Here is a 16,847-nt window from a genome sequence, read left to right on the forward strand (position 1 = left end):
CCCGCCGTTGGGCGGCTCTGCGCGTGAGGCTAGAAGCGCGGACGTTGCAACCACGTTGCCGTCGGCGCGGCCAGCTCCGACTCCAGCGCGGCCAGCCGGGCCCGCACGCTCGCCGTGGGCCGTACGGCCGCGAGCGCCCGCCACACGTCGAGGTCGTCCTCGCCCCACGGCGCGTGCGCCCAGTCCGCCAGCAGGTCGGGATCGCGGCGGGCGATCAGCGCCGTGCGCAGTCCGTCGGCGATCAGACGCCGCAGCCGTGCCACCGCCGGAGCCCGCGAGGCCGGCAGCAGCGGACCGGTGTACCCACGCGCCGCGCCCGTGACCGCCCCGCTCTCCAGTCGCCGCTCCACGACGGCCACGTCCGACTCGACCGGCACGGTCAGACGGTACGGCCGCGACGCCAGCAGCCCCGGACCCAGCACCCGCCGCAGCCTGGCCAGTTCGGCCCGCAGCGTCACCGGCGTCACCGACTCGTCCTCGTACAGCGCGCACAGCAGCTCGTCCCCGGTCAAGCCCTCCGGGTGCCGGGAAAGCAGCACCAGGATCTCGCTGTGCCGCCGACTCAGTCTGATCCTGCGTCCCGCGCTCGCGAACACCGCTTCGTCCCGGCCCAGCGCGCTCAGTTCGGGGGTGTCGGCGGCCGTCTCGGGCGGGAGAAGCAGCGCCAGCTGCGACTCGGCGGCCCGCGCGACCGCCTGGACGAAGCCCAGACTGTGCGGATGTGCCAGCCCGTCCCCGCCGGTGATGTCCACGGCTCCCAGCACCCGCCCGGTCCGCGGGTCGTGCACCGGCGCCGCCGCGCAGGTCCACGGCTGCACCCGGCGGATGAAGTGCTCCGCCGCGAACACCTGCACGGGCCGGTCCACCGCCACCGCGGTACCCGGCGCGTTCGTCCCGACCGCGCTCTCCGCCCACCGCGCCCCCGGTACGAAGTTCATCCGGTCGGCCTTCCGCCGGGTCGTCGCGTGCCCCTCGACCCACAGCAGCCTGCCGTGTTCGTCGCACACCGCGAGCAGATGCTCTCCGTCGGAGGCGAAGGTCCCCATCAGCTCACGGAACAACGGCATGACCCGCGCCAGCGGATGCTCCGCCCGGTACGCGCCGAGGTCGCCGTCGCTGAGTTCGACGCTCGCCGTCCCGTCGGGCCCCACCCCCGCGCGCGCGGAACGCCGCCACGAATCCGCCACCACCGGGCGCACCGGCCGCTGCACCGTACCCGCCTCGGTGAACGTCTCGTGCGCTCGCAGCAGCATCAGGACCCGCTCGGCGGGGTCGGCACCGGCCTCCAGGGCCACCCATGGATCGGACAACTCGGCCTCCCGGAACGCGATGCGGCTGGGAACATCGTCACTCCGGGTGCCCGGCCCGACAACCTCTTCGACCGGCGCCACCCGAACGAGGCCGGATCACATGGCTTCCACCATCCTCATGTAGCGCGTCCAGTCCCAGGACGGCCCCGGGTCGGTGTGGTCGGAACCCGGCACCTCGTAGTGCCCGATGATGTGCGCGCGGTCCCGGGGAATGCCGTACTTCTCGCAGATCCCCGCCGTGAGCTTCGCGGACTCCTCGTACAGGGCGTCGGTGAAGTAGGCCGGCTTGTCCACCCATCCCTCGTGCTCGATGCCGATGCTGCGCGTGTTGTAGTCCCAGTTCCCCGCATGCCAGGCGACGTCCGCCTCCCGCACGCACTGTGCGATGTGCCCGTCCGCCGAACGCACGACGTAGTGCGCTGACACCTGCTTCGCCGGGTTGCGGAAGATGTCCAGGGCTTCGGTGTAGGAGGTCTGCGTGACGTGGATGACCACCAGGTTCACCCGGTAGGACCACGGACGGTCCGACTCGGTGAAGTTGGACGACGTGGCGGGCTGCCACTCGGCGAGGGGGTAGTCGCCGCTCTGCGGAGCCGCCCCCGCTCGTGTCTCGGGAAGCAGCGTGTACGGTACGGCGGCCAGCAAGGCCCCCTTCAGCAGCCGCCGTCGGTCGAACAGCGGCCTGGCGCGTTCCAAGGATCGGTGCCTCTCAGGTCGGCGGCGTTCAGCCCCGAAAGGCCGCCGCGGTCTCACGGAGCCGGTGGTGCACTCCGCGGTGAGTCTCGCGCGCGGGTAGCCATTCCTTGCGGATCTTCGCCACACACGTGTAGTTGGTGTCGCAGACGTTGGCCAGCGGGGATTCCACGGCCTGCGTCGCGAACTGGTAGGCGTCCAGCTCGCTGAATCCGTAGTCGCGGACCAGCCACTGCACCAGGTCGAGCTGGGATATCCGGAACGCGTCCTCCAGGGGGCGGGCCGAGCCGGTCGAGATGATGTGGGTGTCCGACTCGATGCGGGGCCAGGGCGTGGCGAGCCCCTTGAGCAGCTCCACGATCACCACGGTGTTCATCGCGCACTCGACGGCGACCCCGCAGGTCTCTCCCTCGCCCTGCCGGGCATGGCCGTCACCGAGGCTGAGCAGGGCGCCTTCCACGTTGACCCCGAGGTAGCAGGTGACGCCGGCCCGCATCTCCGGTGTGTCCATGTTCCCGCCGTGCGCGTCGGGCACCAGCGCCGAGCGCACCTCCAGATGGGCGGGGGCCACCCCGACGGTGCCGTGCATCGGGTCCATGGGCAGCTCGATCTCGATGTCGCTGTCGTGTGCCCGGAACAGGGCCGTGCGCCGGGCCCGGTCCAGCTGCCAGATCCACACGGTCTCCGGCAGCGGGGGCTGGAGCGTGGCGGTGGCGTGCGTGGAGGTGAGCGCGCCGAACAGGGGGACCGTGGTGGACGCGGCCCAGTCCCGGGCCGGTTCGACCGACACGAAGTGCACGGCGACGGTGTCACCCGGCTCCGCGCCCTCGATGTGGAAGGGACCGGTCTGCGGGTTCAGGAAGGGGAACTCGCACACCTCGGACACCAGGTCCTTCTCGGACCGCACCCGCCCCGCGAAGCAGTCCTCGGTGTAGAGGTCGAGGACGGTGCCCGGCTTGATGCGGGCCACCGGCGCGGCACCGCCGAACGTCCAGGCGTACTCGCCCGGTTCGGGCCGTACGGTCAGAATCCTGGGGTCGCTCATCGCTGCACTCCTCCGATCGGTTCGGGTTCCTCGAGGTGGACGCGGGCTGTGTCGGCCATGCGCGCATCGACGCCGCGCCGGAAGAGGACCTCGCGCAGTCCGATGGCGTCGCGCCGTGGCTCCGTGGTCGTTTCCGCCGACATGTCACCCCCCGATTCCCGTCGTTGGAGGCGCTGGGTGCCTCGCGTGAATCACGGTACGGCGGGCACCGATTGGGCAGAAGGGCGCCTGGTGTTTCCGTGGAGAACCTTGGAAATGTGGATAACTCACTCACCCGAGGGGGTGAGATGGCGGACCGTCAGGCGCGTTCGCCCACAGCCGCCGGGTCGTCCAGTACCGCCCGCACCACGGAGTGCGCGGCGCCCAGGAGCGGCCCCTGCGAACCCAGGCGTGACACCGACACAGGACAGGCCGGACCGGCGGTGCGCCGGGCCAGTTCGTCCCGCAGCGAGGGCAGCAGCCAGGGCGCGAGTCCCGCCAGCGCCCCGCCGAGCACCACGCCTTCGGGGTCGAGGAGATTGACCGCTCCGGTCAGCGCGATACCGAGTGCCTCTCCCGCCTCTCGAAGGGCGTCCCGCACATCCTCGTCGCCGGCCGCCGCGTGCTGCGCGAGCAGACCGACCCGGTCCTCGCCCTGTTCGAGGCCCGCCGCCCTGAGCACGGCCTCCTCGCCGGCGTACTGCTCCAGACAGCCCCGGCCGCCGCACGGACAGCGGGGGCCGTCCGGGCGCACCGGCACATGGCCCAGCTCGCCCGCGAAACCGCGGGTGCCGCGCAGCAGCTGGCCGTCCACCACCAGGGCCGCGCCGATGCCGATCTCCGCCGAGACGTGCAGGAAGTCGTGGGGTGTGCTGTCGCCGAGCCAGAGTTCGGCCAGCGCGCCGAAGTTGGCCTCGTTGCCCACGGTCAGCGGGAAGTCCTCGGGCAGCAGGGCGCCGAGATCGGTGTCCTGCCAGTCGAGGTTCGGGGCGCGGACGACGGTCCGGGCGTCACGTGCCACCAGGCCGGGCACCGCCACGGCGAGCCCCGCGGGCCACAGGCCCTCGCTCTCCGCTTGCGCCACCACCTCGCGGACCAGCGAGGAGAGTTCCGCGATCACCGGCTCGGGTGCGCGGCCCCGGTTCGCGCCGTACCGCACCACCTGTGCACGGGTCTGGCCGCGCAGGTCGACCGCGCAGACCGCGAGGTGGTCCACCCCGATCTCCGCGCCTATCCCGGCGGGGCCCCGCCCGCTGACGGCTAGCGCGGAGCCGGGCCTGCCGACCCGCCCGGGGCGCTCGGGTCCCAGTTCCTCCAGGAGCCCCGAGCGTATGAGCTCGTCGACGAGGGTCGACACCGCGGCCCGGGTCAGCCCGATCCGCGAGGCCACCGCGGCACGCGACAGCGGTCCCTCGGCGCTGACGGCGTGCATGACACGGGCCAGGTTGCGGCGGCGCATGCCCTGCTGGGTGTCGGGCAGGCCGCGGCGGGGGCCCGCAGGGTGGGCGTCGTGCGGGCCGCGCGCCGGACCTGCCGGTGGGACGTCGTGCGGGCCGCGCCCCGAGGCGGCAGGGCGGGCATCCCGCGGGCCTGCCGGTTCGGCGTTGTGCAGCGGTGCGGTCATGCCTCCCTCACTCCTCAGAGGTCCCCCGCTCCAGCAGCGGCGCCGCGTCGGAGAGTACCCCGGCGATCCTGGCCAGCGTCTCGTCGTCCCGCTCGACGGCCTCCAGCACGGGCCCCGCCGCGGTGTTCCAGCGCCGGGCGACCGCGCCCGGGTCCTCGCCGGTCAGCAGTCCGGCGGCCTGCGCGGCGGCGCCCAGTGCGACCAGCTCCTTGGCTTCCGGCACCTGCACCGGACGTCCCGAGAGCCGTCGTACGGTCTGCTGCCAGGCGGTGCCCTGGGCGCCGCCGCCGATCAGCAGCAGTGGCGTGGAACGGTCGGCGTCCGCGTCGAGCACCAGGTCCAGGGCCCCGAGGAGCGCCTGTACGGCACCGTCGTAGGCCGCCTGGAGGAGCTGCCCGCCGGTGGTGTCGTGACGCAGGCCGTGCAGGAGACCCGAGGCGTTCGGCAGGTTCGGGGTGCGCTCGCCGTCCAGATAGGGCAGCAGGGTGACCCCCGAGACCGGCTCCACGGCCTCGCGGTCCAGGTTCAGCAGCGCCGCCACGCGGTCCACGGCCAGCGTGCAGTTCAGGGTGCAGGCGAGCGGCAGCCAGTCGCCGTGCGCGTCGGCGAAGCCCGCCACGGTGCCGGTCGGGTCGGTGGGGCGACGCTTCGACACCGCGTACACCGTGCCCGAGGTGCCGAGACTCATCACCGGCGTGCCGGGGCGCAGCCCCAGGCCCAGCGCGGCCGCCGCGTTGTCACCGGTGCCGGGCGCGACCAGGGTGCCCTTGGAGAACGGCAGGTCATGGCCGTCGCGGACGGTGCCGGCGACCTCGCCGGGCCGGACCACGCGGGGGAGCAGCGCAGGGTCCAGCCCCACGTGCGCCAGGATCTCGCTGTCGTACGCCTCCGTCGCCGACGCCCACCAGCCGGTACCGGAGGCGTCGCCGCGGTCGGTGCTGCCCTCACCGGTGAGACGCTCGGTGAGGTAGTCGTGGGGCAGGCGGACGGCCTTGGTGGCACGCAGCGCCTCCGGCTCGTGCTCGGCGAGCCAGGCCCACTTCGTGACCGTGAAGGAGGCGCCGGGCACGCTTCCGGTCCGTTCCGCCCAGGCCTTCGGGCCGCCCAGCTCGTCGATGAGCCGTCTGGCCTGCGGCGCCGAGCGCACGTCGTTCCAGAGCATGGCCGGGCGGACCGGCTCGCCCTGCGCGTCCAGGGTGACGAGGCCGTGCTGCTGTCCGCCGATCGACACCGCGGCGGCCTCCCGGGCGGCGTCCCCGCACTGGCGCAGGGCCTCGGAGAGCGCGTCCCACCACTGGCGGGGGTCGCTCTCGCGGCCGGCGCCGGACGACACGGTGTGCGGCGCCTGGCCGCGGGCGACGACCTGGCCGGTGGCCGCGTCGACCACCAGCGCCTTGGTGGACTGGGTGGACGTGTCCACGCCGACGACGAGCGGACCCTCGGCAGCTGACATCGGGCTCTCCCTTGTTGCGCGGCTCATGATCTCGATGCGGCCGGTGTCTCCATCCGGAGACACCTTGTCTCTTCCCAGAGACGTGTGTGCATACTAATTTGTAAACCGCCATGACGAAATAGTCCGGAGCAGCAAGGAGCCGCGTCATGAACTACCAGCCCACCCCTGAAGACAGGTTCACGTTCGGCCTGTGGACCGTCGGCTGGCAGGGAAGGGACCCGTTCGGCGACGCCACCCGCCGTGCCCTCGACCCGGTCGAGACGGTGCAGCGCCTGGCCGAGCTCGGCGCCCACGGCGTGACCTTCCACGACGACGACCTGATCCCCTTCGGGTCCTCGGACAGCGAGCGCGAGAACCACATCAAGAGCTTCCGCGAGGCCCTGGACGCGACCGGCATGAAGGTGCCGATGGCGACCACCAACCTCTTCACGCACCCGGTCTTCAAGGACGGCGCGTTCACCGCCAATGACCGCGACGTCCGCCGCTACGCCCTGCGCAAGACCATCCGCAACATCGACCTCGCGGTCGAGCTCGGCGCCGAGACCTACGTCGCCTGGGGCGGCCGCGAGGGCGCCGAGTCCGGCGCCGCCAAGGACGTGCGCGTGGCGCTCGACCGCATGAAGGAGGCCTTCGACCTCCTCGGCGAGTACGTCACGGAGCAGGGCTACGACCTGAAGTTCGCGATCGAGCCCAAGCCGAACGAGCCGCGCGGCGACATCCTGCTGCCCACCGTCGGCCATGCCCTCGCGTTCATCGAGCGCCTGGAGCGCCCCGAGCTGTACGGCGTCAACCCCGAGGTCGGCCACGAGCAGATGGCCGGGCTGAACTTCCCGCACGGCATCGCGCAGGCCCTGTGGGCGGGCAAGCTCTTCCACATCGACCTCAACGGCCAGTCCGGCATCAAGTACGACCAGGACCTGCGCTTCGGCGCCGGTGACCTGCGTGCCGCCTTCTGGCTCGTCGACCTGCTGGAGAGCGCTGGTTACGGCGGTCCGAAGCACTTCGACTTCAAGCCCCCGCGGACCGAGGACCTCGACGGTGTGTGGGCGTCGGCCGCGGGCTGCATGCGCAACTACCTCATCCTCAAGGAGCGCGCCACCGCCTTCCGCGCCGACCCGCAGGTCCAGGAGGCGCTGCGCGCCGCCCGCCTGGACGAGCTGGCGCAGCGGACGGCCGCGGACGGCCTCAAGTCGCTGCTCGCGGACCGCACCGCCTTCGAGGACTTCGATGTCGAGGCGGCCGCCGCCCGCGGCATGGCCTTCGAGCAGCTCGACCAGCTCGCCATGGACCACCTCCTGGGTGCCCGCGGCTGAACGAGACCCACGCGCGTGTGCGGTCGGTCGTGAGTGGCCTCCTTCGACGGCATACGCAGATGCCGACGGTCGGAGTGCACAAGCACGGTCCGACAGGTCAGGCGCACGCGCGCGTAGGGGGGTGACCCCGCGCGGAATGTTCCGGAATCATGCGATCCACGGCATGAGCCCGTATCAACTCCCGCGCGGGGGTCGCCCCGTGACCGGCTCGCGGCGACTCTGGACGGTATGGCCATGCCGCCGGTACCGCCCCAGCCGCCCGGACCGCCGGGCGACACACCGCCTCCGGGCGGTGGTTTCGGACCACCCCCTGACGACTTCGGACGCAAGGGCCCGAACCCCTACGGGGGTCTGCCCTCGACCCAGCCGATACCGCCCGTCCACGAAGGCCGGGGCGGTGGGCCCAGAGGCCCTGGGCGCCGCCGCAGCTCGCTGCTTGCGCTGCTCGTCCTGGTCGTGGCCGCTGTCGCCGTGATCGCCGTGATCTTCATGGCATCGGGCAGCGACGACTCAGAGGACGAGAACCCCGCCCCGCAGACCAGCACGAGCGGCTCTCCCCAGCCGTCGTTCAGCCTGCCCACACGGCTTCCGAGCGAGCTGCCCAGCGAGCTTCCGTCGCAGTTCCCGAGCGAACTTCCCAGCGAGTTCCCGAGCGACCTGGAGTCGTTGCTTCCGTCCCTGGGGTGACGGCTGGAGGTCCTTGGGGTGACGGCTGGAGGGCGGCGCCGACCGCCTGTGGTCTGATGCGGCAAGCAGCACACGTGTGTGCGCCCGCGCTTGCTCAAGGGGAGGCGCGGGGCGCCCGGTGTGGACCCAGTCCCTGGAGGATCTCGCCGAGTTGGTCTGCCGTGAGCGCGGGGGAGGGCAGGTTCGTGACGCCGGGCGTGGCCCGCAGGCTGTCGAGGAGCAGGGCCAGCGGGCGGCGCCACGCGTCCGGTGCGACGGTGCCGGCCAGAGCCGGGACGGCTCGCCCCAGTGCGGCGAGCGCGAAGAGGACGTCCTCCGTCGTGACGTCCGCGCGCATGCTGCCCTGTTCACGGCCGCGGGCCAGCAGTACATCCATGGTCGCCCGGTTGTGGGCGTGGACGGCTTGCAACGATTCGACGCCTTCGAGGCCCGTGGTCATCAGGTCGTTGGTGCCTCGATCGGTGGCCAGCACGGCGAACACGGCCCCCAGGTAGTCCACGAGCCCCTCCCAGGCGTCCGGGGCGCTCCGGGCCCGCTCGCCCGCGGCCATGGTGTCCGCGAGCGGCTCACGGAAGACCGCGTCGACGAGCTCCGCGCGGGTGGGGAAATGCCGGTAGAGCGTGGCGTTCCCCACCCCGGCGCGCCGGGCGATCACGTCCAGAGGCGCCTCGAGGCCTTGCTCCGTGAACACCTCGTGCGCGGCCCTGACCAGCAACTCCCGATTGCGGCGCGCATCGCGCCGCCGGGCCGGTGCCGTCGCCTCGTTCGTCATGATCGCGCCTCTCCGCCGTACCGGGGAGTGCTCCCCGGTAGCGATGCTATCGTTCCCCGATGAAGCGGGGAGTGGTCCCCATTTCGTGGGGGAGGGGTGGATCGTGGACAGTGCCGCGCTTGTTCTCGGCGGAGGTGCTCGCGTCGGAGGGGCCTGGATGACGGGAGTCCTTGCGGGCCTGCATGACGCCGGTGCCGATCCGACCCGAGCGGACGTGGTCATCGGAACCTCGGCCGGCGCGATCTTCGGTGCGCGCCTGCTGGCCGGCGAGCCCGCGCGAGAGCTGTACGAACGTCAACTGGCCGGTGCCGACTCCGTGGATCTCGATGTGACGCTCGGTCAGACGCTCCGCTTCCTGTGGGCCGCCCTGGGCTCCCGCGACCCGGAACGTTCCGTGCGACGTCTCGGACGAGCGGCCCTGAAGGCCCGTACGGGCCCCGAGTCCGACGTGTACGAGGCTCTGGAGCCGCTGCTGCGCGGGGTCGGGGACTGGCCCGACCGTGCACTGAGGATCACTGCCGTCGACGCCCTCACAGGGCGACTGAAGGCCTTCGACGCCGATTCGGGAGTCACCCTCCGGGAGGCCGTCGTCGCGAGCTGCGCGGTTCCCGTCGTCTGGCCTCCCGTCGCTCTCGCCGGGCGCCGCTGGATGGACGGCGGCAGCCGCTCCACGGCCAACATCCACCTCGCGCGCGGCCATCACCATGTCCTGGCGATCGCCCCGATCCCCGTCGCCGTGGGCCCTCATGCCGACGCCGCGCAGCAAGCGGCCGAACTCACCGCCGAAGGCGCCCGCGTCACCCTCGTGACCCCGGACAGGGCCGCGCGCCGCGCCATGGGACGCGACATGACCGTGGACGCGCGCCGCCCGGCGGCCGCCCGCGCCGGGCACGCCCAAGGGATGGCCGTGGCGGCGTCCTTGCCCGCGGTGTGGAGTGCTGGGTAACGGCGCCGGGTGGGGCCGTCCTGGATCTCAAGGCCGCGCTCGGGGCGCGGCAGACCGCAGATCGTGTGTGACGGCGTGCTGAGGCGCAGTGGACCGCAGACCGTGCGCCGGTGGCGTGCTGAGGCGTGGCAGACCGCAGACCGTGCGCCGGTGGATCTCAACCGCCGTGCTGGGGGCGCGGCAGAGCGCAAAGACCGTGATCGGGGCGGGACGAGCGCTCAGGACCGCTACCGGAAGGAACCGTCATGCCCGCACCCACCCTGGAGGAACTGGCCCCGCACGGCCTTGACCTGGCCTCGAACCCGTACCCCGTCTACGCCTCGCTGCGAGCCGAAGGGCCCGTGCACCGGGTTCGCGTTCCCGGAAGCGGTGAGAGCTGGCTCGTCGTGTCCCATGACGCCGCGCGAGCCGCGCTGACCGACCCCCGGCTGCGCAACGACATTCGCCATTCCGCTTCCTGGCGGAGCGACGGCGGACACGCTGTCGGCCGCAACATGCTCCAGACCGACCCTCCCCGGCACACCCGCCTGCGTCGGCTGGTCGCGGCCCGCTTCACAGCCGGGAGCGTCACCGCCCTGCGCCCGAAGATCGAGGACGTGGCGCTCCAACTCCTCGACGCGCTCCCGGAGCGGGGAACGGCGGACCTGGTCGCCGGGTACGCGCTCCCCCTGCCCGTCACGGTGATCTGCGACCTTCTGGGTGTGCCGACGGCAGACCGCGCGGTGTTCCACGCCTGGTCCCACGAACTGGTCGTGCCCACGTCGCCCGAGGCCGCGACCGACGCGGCGAAGTCCTTGGCCGAGTACCTCACGGCTCTGGCCTCTCCAGGACGCGAACGGCCGGAAGGCCTGCTGGACGACCTGGTGGCGGACCTCGAACTCAACCCCGAGGAACTCCTCGGCATGGCCTTCCTGATCCTCGTCGCGGGCCACGAGACGACGGTGGACCTGATCTCCGGAACCGTGCACGCCCTGCTCGCCCATCCGGACCAACTCGCTCTGCTGAGCGCCGAACCGGACCTGATCGACGCCGCCGTCGAGGAGTCCCTGCGCTTCAACTCACCCGTGCATTCCACGGCGTTCCGCTTCGCCGCCGAGCCGCTCGACATCGGCGGCACCCGGATCGAGGCGGGTGACTCCGTGCTGGTCTCGCTCGCCGCGGCCTCCCGCGATCCGCTCCGCTTTCCCGAGCCCGACCGCTTCGACCTACGGCGCCCCACGCGCGGGCACCTCGGATTCGGCCACGGTCTGCACCACTGCCTGGGAGCCCCGCTGGCCCGCGCGGAGACGGCGGTCGCCGTGAGCCTGCTGCTGCGTCACCGGCAGGCCCTCGCCTTCGCGACCGATCCGGGCACGCTGACCTGGCGCAGCAGCACACTCCTGCGGGGGCCGGCCGAACTACCTCTGCGATTCGGCTGAGGCGGACCCCGCCGAGGCCAGAGCCGTCGCCGGATCCGGCGCGGCCGGTCCCGCGGGCACCCAGCGTCCCTGTTCCTGCCGGTACGGCCACCAGCGTCCGTCCCGCCCCAGGCGTATCTGGACGGAGGCGTCCGCGACGGTCCATCGATTGCCGACCGCCCGCAAAGTCGGTCCCTCGTCCTCGTCCCAGGCCGAGTGCAGGGCGGCACACGCGCGTGCGTGAACCTCACCCTCCTCGTCCGGCGTCCACTCCTCCTCCAGTACGGCGAGTGCGGCCGCCCCACCGAGCTCCCACGCGCGCCTGGCGACCGCCAGGGATTGCGGATCACGCCCCGATCCCTCGGCCAGCCGCCCCGTCACCGCGTTGTCGGGCGCGTCGACCGAGAGCCGCACCGCGTCCTGAGCGGCCGTCAGCTCGGTGCCTACGGCGTGCTGGTCGGAGGGCGGCCCGAGGGCCTCGGTGAGCAGCTGATACGCCTCTACGGCGGTCCGCGCGGCCAGGTGGCGGACGGCGACCGGGTCCACTCCCGGTGCCGGCGGAAGCTCGGTGTCCAGGGCGGGCGGACGACCGGGCACGAGGGGCGGTACCGGTGGTGCGGGCAGCGGCGGCAGGATGTCGCCGGCCGCGTACGCCTCGGCGGCGTCCACCCCCTCCGGTGCGGAGGCCTTCTCCACCGGAGCGGCGGTACGGACCTGGAGGGCGTCCAGGACGCTCTGTTTGCCGCGGCCACGCATCAGCAGCAGGACGAACGGGTCCTGGTCCACCAGGCGGGCCATCTGGTAGCAGAGCGCTGCCGTGTGCCCGCAGTGGTCCCAGGCTCCGCAGTCGCACTCCGGTTCCAGGTCCCCGAGCCCCGGCAGCAGGTCGATGCCGGCGCTCGACGCGTCCTCCACCAGATGCGTGGGCATTTCGCGGTCCAGCAGCGCGGCGACGTGACCGGACCGTTCCACGGCCAGGTCGAGGAAACGGTCCCACTGTTCGGCCGACAGCTCGGCCAGCAGGACGTCGGCACGGTGGGCGGTCCGGTCACGGTCGAGGACGACGGCCGTGATGCGTCCCGCGCGCACGGACACCGCGCCCACCGCACCCGCGCGGGCGAGCCGGCGCCCTGTCTTCACCTGCCCCGAGTCCAGTGCGGCGTCCTCCAGCGCCCGCAACCACGCCTGCCCCCACCATGTCTGCGCGAACCCTCGCCCCTGGGCGGGCGGCAGTGCCGCGAACGTCCGCTCGGTGTCGGTGTCGTGGCCCGTCATCCTGCGCCCCCTCGAAGTTCGACCAGGTCCGCGAGCTCGGCGTTCGTCAGCTCGGTCAGGGCCGCCTCGCCGGCACCGAGTACCGCGTCGGCCAACTCCCGCTTGCGGTCCAGTATGTCGGCGATGCGGTCCTCGATCGTCCCCTCGGCGATCAACCGGTGCACCTGCACGGGACGGGGCTGCCCGATGCGGTACGCGCGGTCGGTGGCCTGCGCCTCGACGGCCGGGTTCCACCAGCGGTCGTAGTGCACGACGTGCTCGGCCCGGGTGAGGTTCAGTCCGGTGCCCGCGGCCTTCAACGACAGCAGGAACACGGGTACCTCGCCCTCCTGGAACCGCGCCACCATCGCCTCGCGCCCGGCGACCGGGGTCCCGCCGTGCAGGAACTGCGAGCGCAGACCGCGCGCCGCCAGATGGCGCTCTATGAGACGGGCCATGCGCACGTACTGCGTGAACACCAGCACGCTCGCCCCTTCGGCGAGGATGGTGGCCAGGAGTTCGTCCAGGAGTTCCAGCTTCCCGGAGCGCCCCGCGATCGTGGGCCGCTCCTCCTTGAGGAACTGCGCCGGGTGGTTGCAGATCTGTTTGAGGCCCGTCAGGAGCTTGACGATCAGTCCCCGCCGCGCCATGCCGTCCGCCGCGGCGATCTCCGCGAGGGTCTCCCGCACCACGGCCTCGTACAGGCCGACCTGTTCCGGGGTGAGCGGGACGGCACGGTCGGTCTCCGTCTTCGGCGGCAGCTCCGGGGCGATGCCCGGGTCCGACTTGCGGCGGCGCAGCAGGAAGGGCCGCACCAGCCGGGCCAGTCGCTCCGCGGCGGCTGGGTCCCGGCCGCTCTCGACCGCCTGCGCGTACCGGTCGCGGAACGTGCCCAGCCGGCCCAGCAGGCCCGGAGTCGTCCAGTCGAGGATCGCCCACAGCTCGGACAGGTTGTTCTCGACCGGGGTGCCGGTGAGCGCCACGCGTGCGCGTGCGTTGATCGTGCGAAGCTCACGGGCGGTCGCCGAGTACGGGTTCTTCACGTGCTGGGCCTCGTCCGCGACGACCATTCCCCATGCCACGTCGGCGAGGCGGGGCGCGTCCAGGCGCATGGTGCCGTAGGTGGTCAGCACGAACTCCCCGTCGGCGAGGCCGTCGAGGTCGCGGCGCGGTCCGTGGAAGCGACGCACGGCCGTACCGGGAGCGAACCGCTCGATCTCGCGCTGCCAGTTGCCCATCAGGGAGGTCGGGCAGACCACGAGGGTGGGGCCGGCGGACGCGCTGTCGGTCTGCCGGTGCAGATGCAGCGCGATCAAGGTGATCGTCTTGCCGAGCCCCATGTCGTCGGCGAGACAGCAGCCGAGCCCCGAGGACGTCATACGGGCCAGCCAGTTGAGGCCCCGGCGCTGGTAGTCGCGCAGGGTCGCGGAGAGCGCGGCCGGTTGCGGGACGGGCTCCTGACCCTCCGGGTCCGAGAGCCGGTCCCTGAGGGCCGCCAGCCATCCGGTGGGCAGTACGTCGACCCTGCGGCCGTCGATCTCGGCGGAGCCCGTCAGAGCGGCGCTCAGAGCGTCGACGGGCGTCACCTTGCGGTCCTGCCGGGCCTGCGCCCGGCGTACCTCGTGCGGGTCGACCAGCACCCACTGGTCGCGCAGCCGTACGACGGGGCGGTTCGACTCGGCGAGCCGGTCCAGCTCCTCGCGCGTGAGCCGCTGGTCGCCCAGCGCGAACCACCAGTCGAACGCGAGCAGGGCGTCGGCGGACAGGAACGACGGGGCGCCCGAGGTGACTCGGTCGTCCGGCGGGCCGACGGTCGCGCGCGTGGTGAGGTTTCTGGCCAGCGCCCTGGGCCAGTGCACCTCGACCCCGATGTGCGCGAGAGCCCGGGCTCCCTCGCCCAGGAGGTCGGTCACCTCCTCGTCCACGAGCTCCACGGCGTCCGGCACCGGTGCCGAGAGCAGCGGTGCGAGCGGTGGCCACGCGCGCGCGGCCCGGCGGAGTGCGAGGAGGCCGTCCATCCGCGCGCGTGAGCCGAAGGCCGCGGCTCCTGCCCACACGTCGGCGGCGTCGGCGACCACCGTCGGGTCGCTGACGCTGTGCACCTGGGGCACGGCCCGGAACGAGGGCTGTTCGTCGGCAGCCGGAAACCGGACTTCGGTATCGGCGGCCGGACCCTTGGCTTCCCGACAGGCGGCCGGACCCTTCGCTGCGCGATCGCTGATCAGCCCCTGGACCTCGGGATCGGTGACCAGACCTTCGACCTCGATCCGCAACGAGAGGCGTACGCTCGCGTCGTGGCCCGCGGCGACCTCCGCCGCCCACGCGCGCTGCTCGGGCAGGTGCTGCGGTTCCTGAGCGGCGTAGGCGGGTCCGCCGGTCACCAGGGGCGCCGCGGGGGAGCGTGGCAGGGCGTCCGCGACGGCGTCCAGGAAGGCGCGCAGCAGCTGTTCGGGGTCGGGCAGCCGCAGTGGTTCGGCGCTGCTCAGGGGTACGGCGTGCGCCTCGGGTGGCATCGCGGCGGCGAGCCGTTGGACGCGCTCGATGTCCGCCGCGCCCAAGGGGCCGACGCGCCAGGCGTCATGGTCTGCGGGGGACAGGCCGGGCAGCAGCAGCCCCCGCGCCACGCACTGGAGGGCGAGTACGGCCGCGGCACCCCAGAACTCGGTGGCGCGATGTCCTTGTGCCGAGGCACGCGCACGCGTGAGGACCGGCAGGGCGGCGCGGACCGGCAGCAGGATCGCGGGCCGGCTCACCAGCCCCGCGCCGTCGCTGCCGGGCACCACGAGAGCCGTCTCCTCGGCCCTTCCCGCCGCCACGGCGGGCGCCGGGGTGCCGTCCGGCCTCCAGAAGGCCATGACGCCCGTGCGGGCCGGGTCTCCCGGCAGGAACACGGCACAGCAAGATGCCAGTGCGGAGATCTCGGACGGTGTTGCCGCGGGGAACCTCTGGACGGTGATCGCGGTACTCCTCAAACTTGACTACCTGGTCGGAGTGGTCGAGGGTACATCACTCCCCACGGTCGTCGGAGAGCGATCCGAGCCCCCTTGGTGATCCGGGTCGCTTTGGGCGGAGGTGTTGCCAACCCCCCTCTGCCCCCGGTGCTGCCCCCCGTCGCCGCACGGGGGGTTGTCGGATGGTCGCGACAGGTCACCGCTCGTACGTTTCCTCAGGTCAGAACGTTTCCTGAGAGAGCCGGAGTCCGGACATGCCGCAGCGCACCGCAACCCTCGTACCCCACCCGCGCGGTACGTCCGGCTCACCGCCCGGCCCCAGTGAGTTCACGCCACTCCTGCGTGTGGTGAAGAACCGGGGGCTCCTGGAGCGCCGTCACGGCTGGTACGCCCGGACCATCGCCGTCAACGCACTCGCCCTCGCCGGCCTCGTCACGGCCGTGGCCCTGTCCGGCGACACCTGGCCGACCCTGCTGCTGGCCCCGCTCCTCGCCGTCTTCTCCGCCCGCACCGCCTTCATAGGCCACGATGCGGGTCACGCCCAGATCACCGGCGACAAGGCAACCGGCCGGGTCATCGGCCTCGTCCACGGCAACCTGCTCCTGGGGATGAGCTACTCCTGGTGGAACCACAAGCACAATCGCCACCACGCCAACCCCAACCACATCGACAAGGACCCCGACGTCGCCGCGGACGTCCTGGTCTTCACCGGCGAACAGGCGAAGCTGCGTACGGGCTTCCGGCGTTGGCTCACCCGTCGGCAGGCCTGGTTGTTCTTCCCCCTCACCCTGCTCGAAGGCATCGCCCTGAAGATCCAGGGCTTCCGGGACCTGCGCCGCCAGCCTCCGGGAGAGCGTGCCGTCGAGGGCGCCCTCCTGGTGACCCATGTCGTCGCCTACACCACGCTGCTGCTGACCGTCATGTCCCCCGGCAAGGCGCTGGCCTTCGCGGCGATCCACCAGGCGCTGTTCGGCCTCCACCTCGGGATGTCGTTCGCGCCCAACCACAAGGGCATGGAGATGCCCGACCCGGACGGCGAGTCCTGGGGCCACCTGCGCCGACAGGTGCTCACCTCCCGCAACATCCGCGGCGGCGCCGTCACCGACTGGTTCCTCGGAGGGCTCAACTACCAGGTGGAGCACCACCTCTTCCCCAGCATGCCCCGGCCGCATCTGCGCCTCGCACAGCCGCTCGTGCGCGCTCACTGCCGGGATCTGGGTATCCCCTACACCGAGACCGGTCTCGTCGACTCCTACCGGCAGGCGCTGAGGCACATGCACGATGTGGGCGAGCCGCTTCGGGCCGACCACTGATCCGGGACGTCTCAGGGGGTGGTCTCAGGGATGTCTCAGGGTCGTGGTGCGGAACTGCCGGCAGCGCGGACCCGTTTTTCTGGACAGAGAGCGGCAAGGGCCGCGAAGGA

Annotated in this window: 13 protein-coding genes; 5 read left to right on the forward strand and 8 right to left on the reverse strand. The window is 72.5% G+C overall.

Going from position 1 to position 16,847, the window contains the following annotated elements:
• Window positions 1–29: 29 nt before the first annotated feature.
• From IF54_RS0109800 to xylB, 5 genes are all read right to left on the reverse strand, one after another.
• The gene (locus IF54_RS0109800; protein ID WP_030316625.1) at window positions 30–1,310 is read right to left on the reverse strand and encodes a GAF domain-containing protein; all 1,281 of its coding nucleotides are present in this window, start codon (window positions 1,308–1,310) and stop codon (window positions 30–32) included.
• Window positions 1,311–1,406: 96 nt separating this feature from the next.
• Window positions 1,407–2,006 (reverse strand): N-acetylmuramoyl-L-alanine amidase, encoded by a 600-nt coding sequence (locus IF54_RS0109805; protein ID WP_030316627.1) that lies wholly within the window; start codon window positions 2,004–2,006, stop codon window positions 1,407–1,409.
• Window positions 2,007–2,034: 28 nt separating this feature from the next.
• Window positions 2,035–3,048 carry an acetamidase/formamidase family protein gene (locus IF54_RS0109810; RefSeq protein ID WP_030316629.1) on the reverse strand — a complete coding sequence of 338 codons (1,014 nt, stop codon included), beginning with the start codon at window positions 3,046–3,048 and terminating at the stop codon, window positions 2,035–2,037.
• Window positions 3,049–3,346: 298 nt separating this feature from the next.
• Window positions 3,347–4,651, reverse strand: a complete 1,305-nt coding sequence (locus IF54_RS0109820) for an ROK family transcriptional regulator (RefSeq protein ID WP_030316631.1) — start codon at window positions 4,649–4,651, stop codon at window positions 3,347–3,349.
• A gap of 7 nt (window positions 4,652–4,658) precedes the next feature.
• Window positions 4,659–6,104, reverse strand: a complete 1,446-nt coding sequence (gene xylB / locus IF54_RS0109825) for a xylulokinase (RefSeq protein ID WP_030316632.1) — start codon at window positions 6,102–6,104, stop codon at window positions 4,659–4,661.
• A 146-nt stretch (window positions 6,105–6,250) separates the two neighbouring features.
• Between xylB and xylA the strand changes: the two genes are divergently transcribed.
• Together xylA and IF54_RS43310 are read left to right on the forward strand one after the other, a co-directional pair.
• Window positions 6,251–7,417, forward strand: coding sequence for a xylose isomerase (gene xylA, locus IF54_RS0109830; protein ID WP_030316633.1), 1,167 nt, complete (start codon window positions 6,251–6,253; stop codon window positions 7,415–7,417).
• A gap of 228 nt (window positions 7,418–7,645) precedes the next feature.
• Complete coding sequence (locus IF54_RS43310) at window positions 7,646–8,104, forward strand: hypothetical protein (RefSeq protein WP_234438952.1); 459 nt, start codon at window positions 7,646–7,648, stop codon at window positions 8,102–8,104.
• Between the two features lie 94 nt (window positions 8,105–8,198).
• Here IF54_RS43310 and IF54_RS0109840 read toward each other — a convergent pair whose 3' ends face one another.
• A complete protein-coding gene (locus IF54_RS0109840; RefSeq protein WP_030316635.1) occupies window positions 8,199–8,876 on the reverse strand; it encodes a TetR/AcrR family transcriptional regulator in 678 nt (225 codons plus the stop codon).
• A gap of 103 nt (window positions 8,877–8,979) precedes the next feature.
• Between IF54_RS0109840 and IF54_RS0109845 the strand changes: the two genes are divergently transcribed.
• Together IF54_RS0109845 and IF54_RS0109850 are read left to right on the forward strand one after the other, a co-directional pair.
• Window positions 8,980–9,822, forward strand: a complete 843-nt coding sequence (locus tag IF54_RS0109845) for a patatin-like phospholipase family protein (RefSeq protein ID WP_030316636.1) — start codon at window positions 8,980–8,982, stop codon at window positions 9,820–9,822.
• A 245-nt stretch (window positions 9,823–10,067) separates the two neighbouring features.
• Complete coding sequence (locus IF54_RS0109850; protein ID WP_030316637.1) at window positions 10,068–11,240, forward strand: cytochrome P450 family protein; 1,173 nt, start codon at window positions 10,068–10,070, stop codon at window positions 11,238–11,240.
• Here the strand turns inward: IF54_RS0109850 and IF54_RS0109855 are convergent.
• Together IF54_RS0109855 and IF54_RS0109860 are read right to left on the reverse strand one after the other, a co-directional pair.
• Window positions 11,220–12,494: an SWF or SNF family helicase gene (locus IF54_RS0109855; RefSeq protein ID WP_030316642.1), complete on the reverse strand. Its 1,275-nt coding sequence runs from the start codon at window positions 12,492–12,494 to the stop codon at window positions 11,220–11,222. The two genes, IF54_RS0109850 and IF54_RS0109855, sit on opposite strands and share 21 nt — an antisense overlap.
• Window positions 12,491–15,328, reverse strand: coding sequence for a DEAD/DEAH box helicase (locus IF54_RS0109860; RefSeq protein WP_420790358.1), 2,838 nt, complete (start codon window positions 15,326–15,328; stop codon window positions 12,491–12,493). The genes IF54_RS0109855 and IF54_RS0109860 overlap by 4 nt, the downstream gene beginning before the upstream one ends.
• Before the next feature lie 350 nt (window positions 15,329–15,678).
• Here IF54_RS0109860 and IF54_RS0109865 point away from each other — a divergent pair, with 350 nt between their 5' ends.
• The gene (locus IF54_RS0109865) at window positions 15,679–16,737 is read left to right on the forward strand and encodes a fatty acid desaturase family protein (protein ID WP_030316646.1); all 1,059 of its coding nucleotides are present in this window, start codon (window positions 15,679–15,681) and stop codon (window positions 16,735–16,737) included.
• The last annotated feature ends 110 nt before the right edge of the window (window positions 16,738–16,847 follow it).

Source organism: Streptomyces sp. NRRL B-3229 (genome assembly GCF_000719505.1).
GTDB lineage: Bacteria > Actinomycetota > Actinomycetes > Streptomycetales > Streptomycetaceae > Streptomyces > Streptomyces griseorubiginosus.

Bases quoted from the DNA above. Each gene is read 5' to 3' on its own strand.
- IF54_RS0109810 (WP_030316629.1), bottom strand. From the start codon at position 3,048: ATGAGCGACCCCAGGATTCTGACCGTACGGCCCGAACCGGGCGAGTAC.
- IF54_RS0109820 (WP_030316631.1), bottom strand. From the start codon at position 4,651: ATGACCGCACCGCTGCACAACGCCGAACCGGCAGGCCCGCGGGATGCC.
- xylB (WP_030316632.1), bottom strand. From the start codon at position 6,104: ATGTCAGCTGCCGAGGGTCCGCTCGTCGTCGGCGTGGACACGTCCACC.
- xylA (WP_030316633.1), top strand. From the start codon at position 6,251: ATGAACTACCAGCCCACCCCTGAAGACAGGTTCACGTTCGGCCTGTGG.
- IF54_RS43310 (WP_234438952.1), top strand. From the start codon at position 7,646: ATGGCCATGCCGCCGGTACCGCCCCAGCCGCCCGGACCGCCGGGCGAC.
- IF54_RS0109840 (WP_030316635.1), bottom strand. From the start codon at position 8,876: ATGACGAACGAGGCGACGGCACCGGCCCGGCGGCGCGATGCGCGCCGC.
- IF54_RS0109850 (WP_030316637.1), top strand. From the start codon at position 10,068: ATGCCCGCACCCACCCTGGAGGAACTGGCCCCGCACGGCCTTGACCTG.
- IF54_RS0109855 (WP_030316642.1), bottom strand. From the start codon at position 12,494: ATGACGGGCCACGACACCGACACCGAGCGGACGTTCGCGGCACTGCCG.
- IF54_RS0109860 (WP_420790358.1), bottom strand. From the start codon at position 15,328: ATGGCCTTCTGGAGGCCGGACGGCACCCCGGCGCCCGCCGTGGCGGCG.
- IF54_RS0109865 (WP_030316646.1), top strand. From the start codon at position 15,679: ATGCCGCAGCGCACCGCAACCCTCGTACCCCACCCGCGCGGTACGTCC.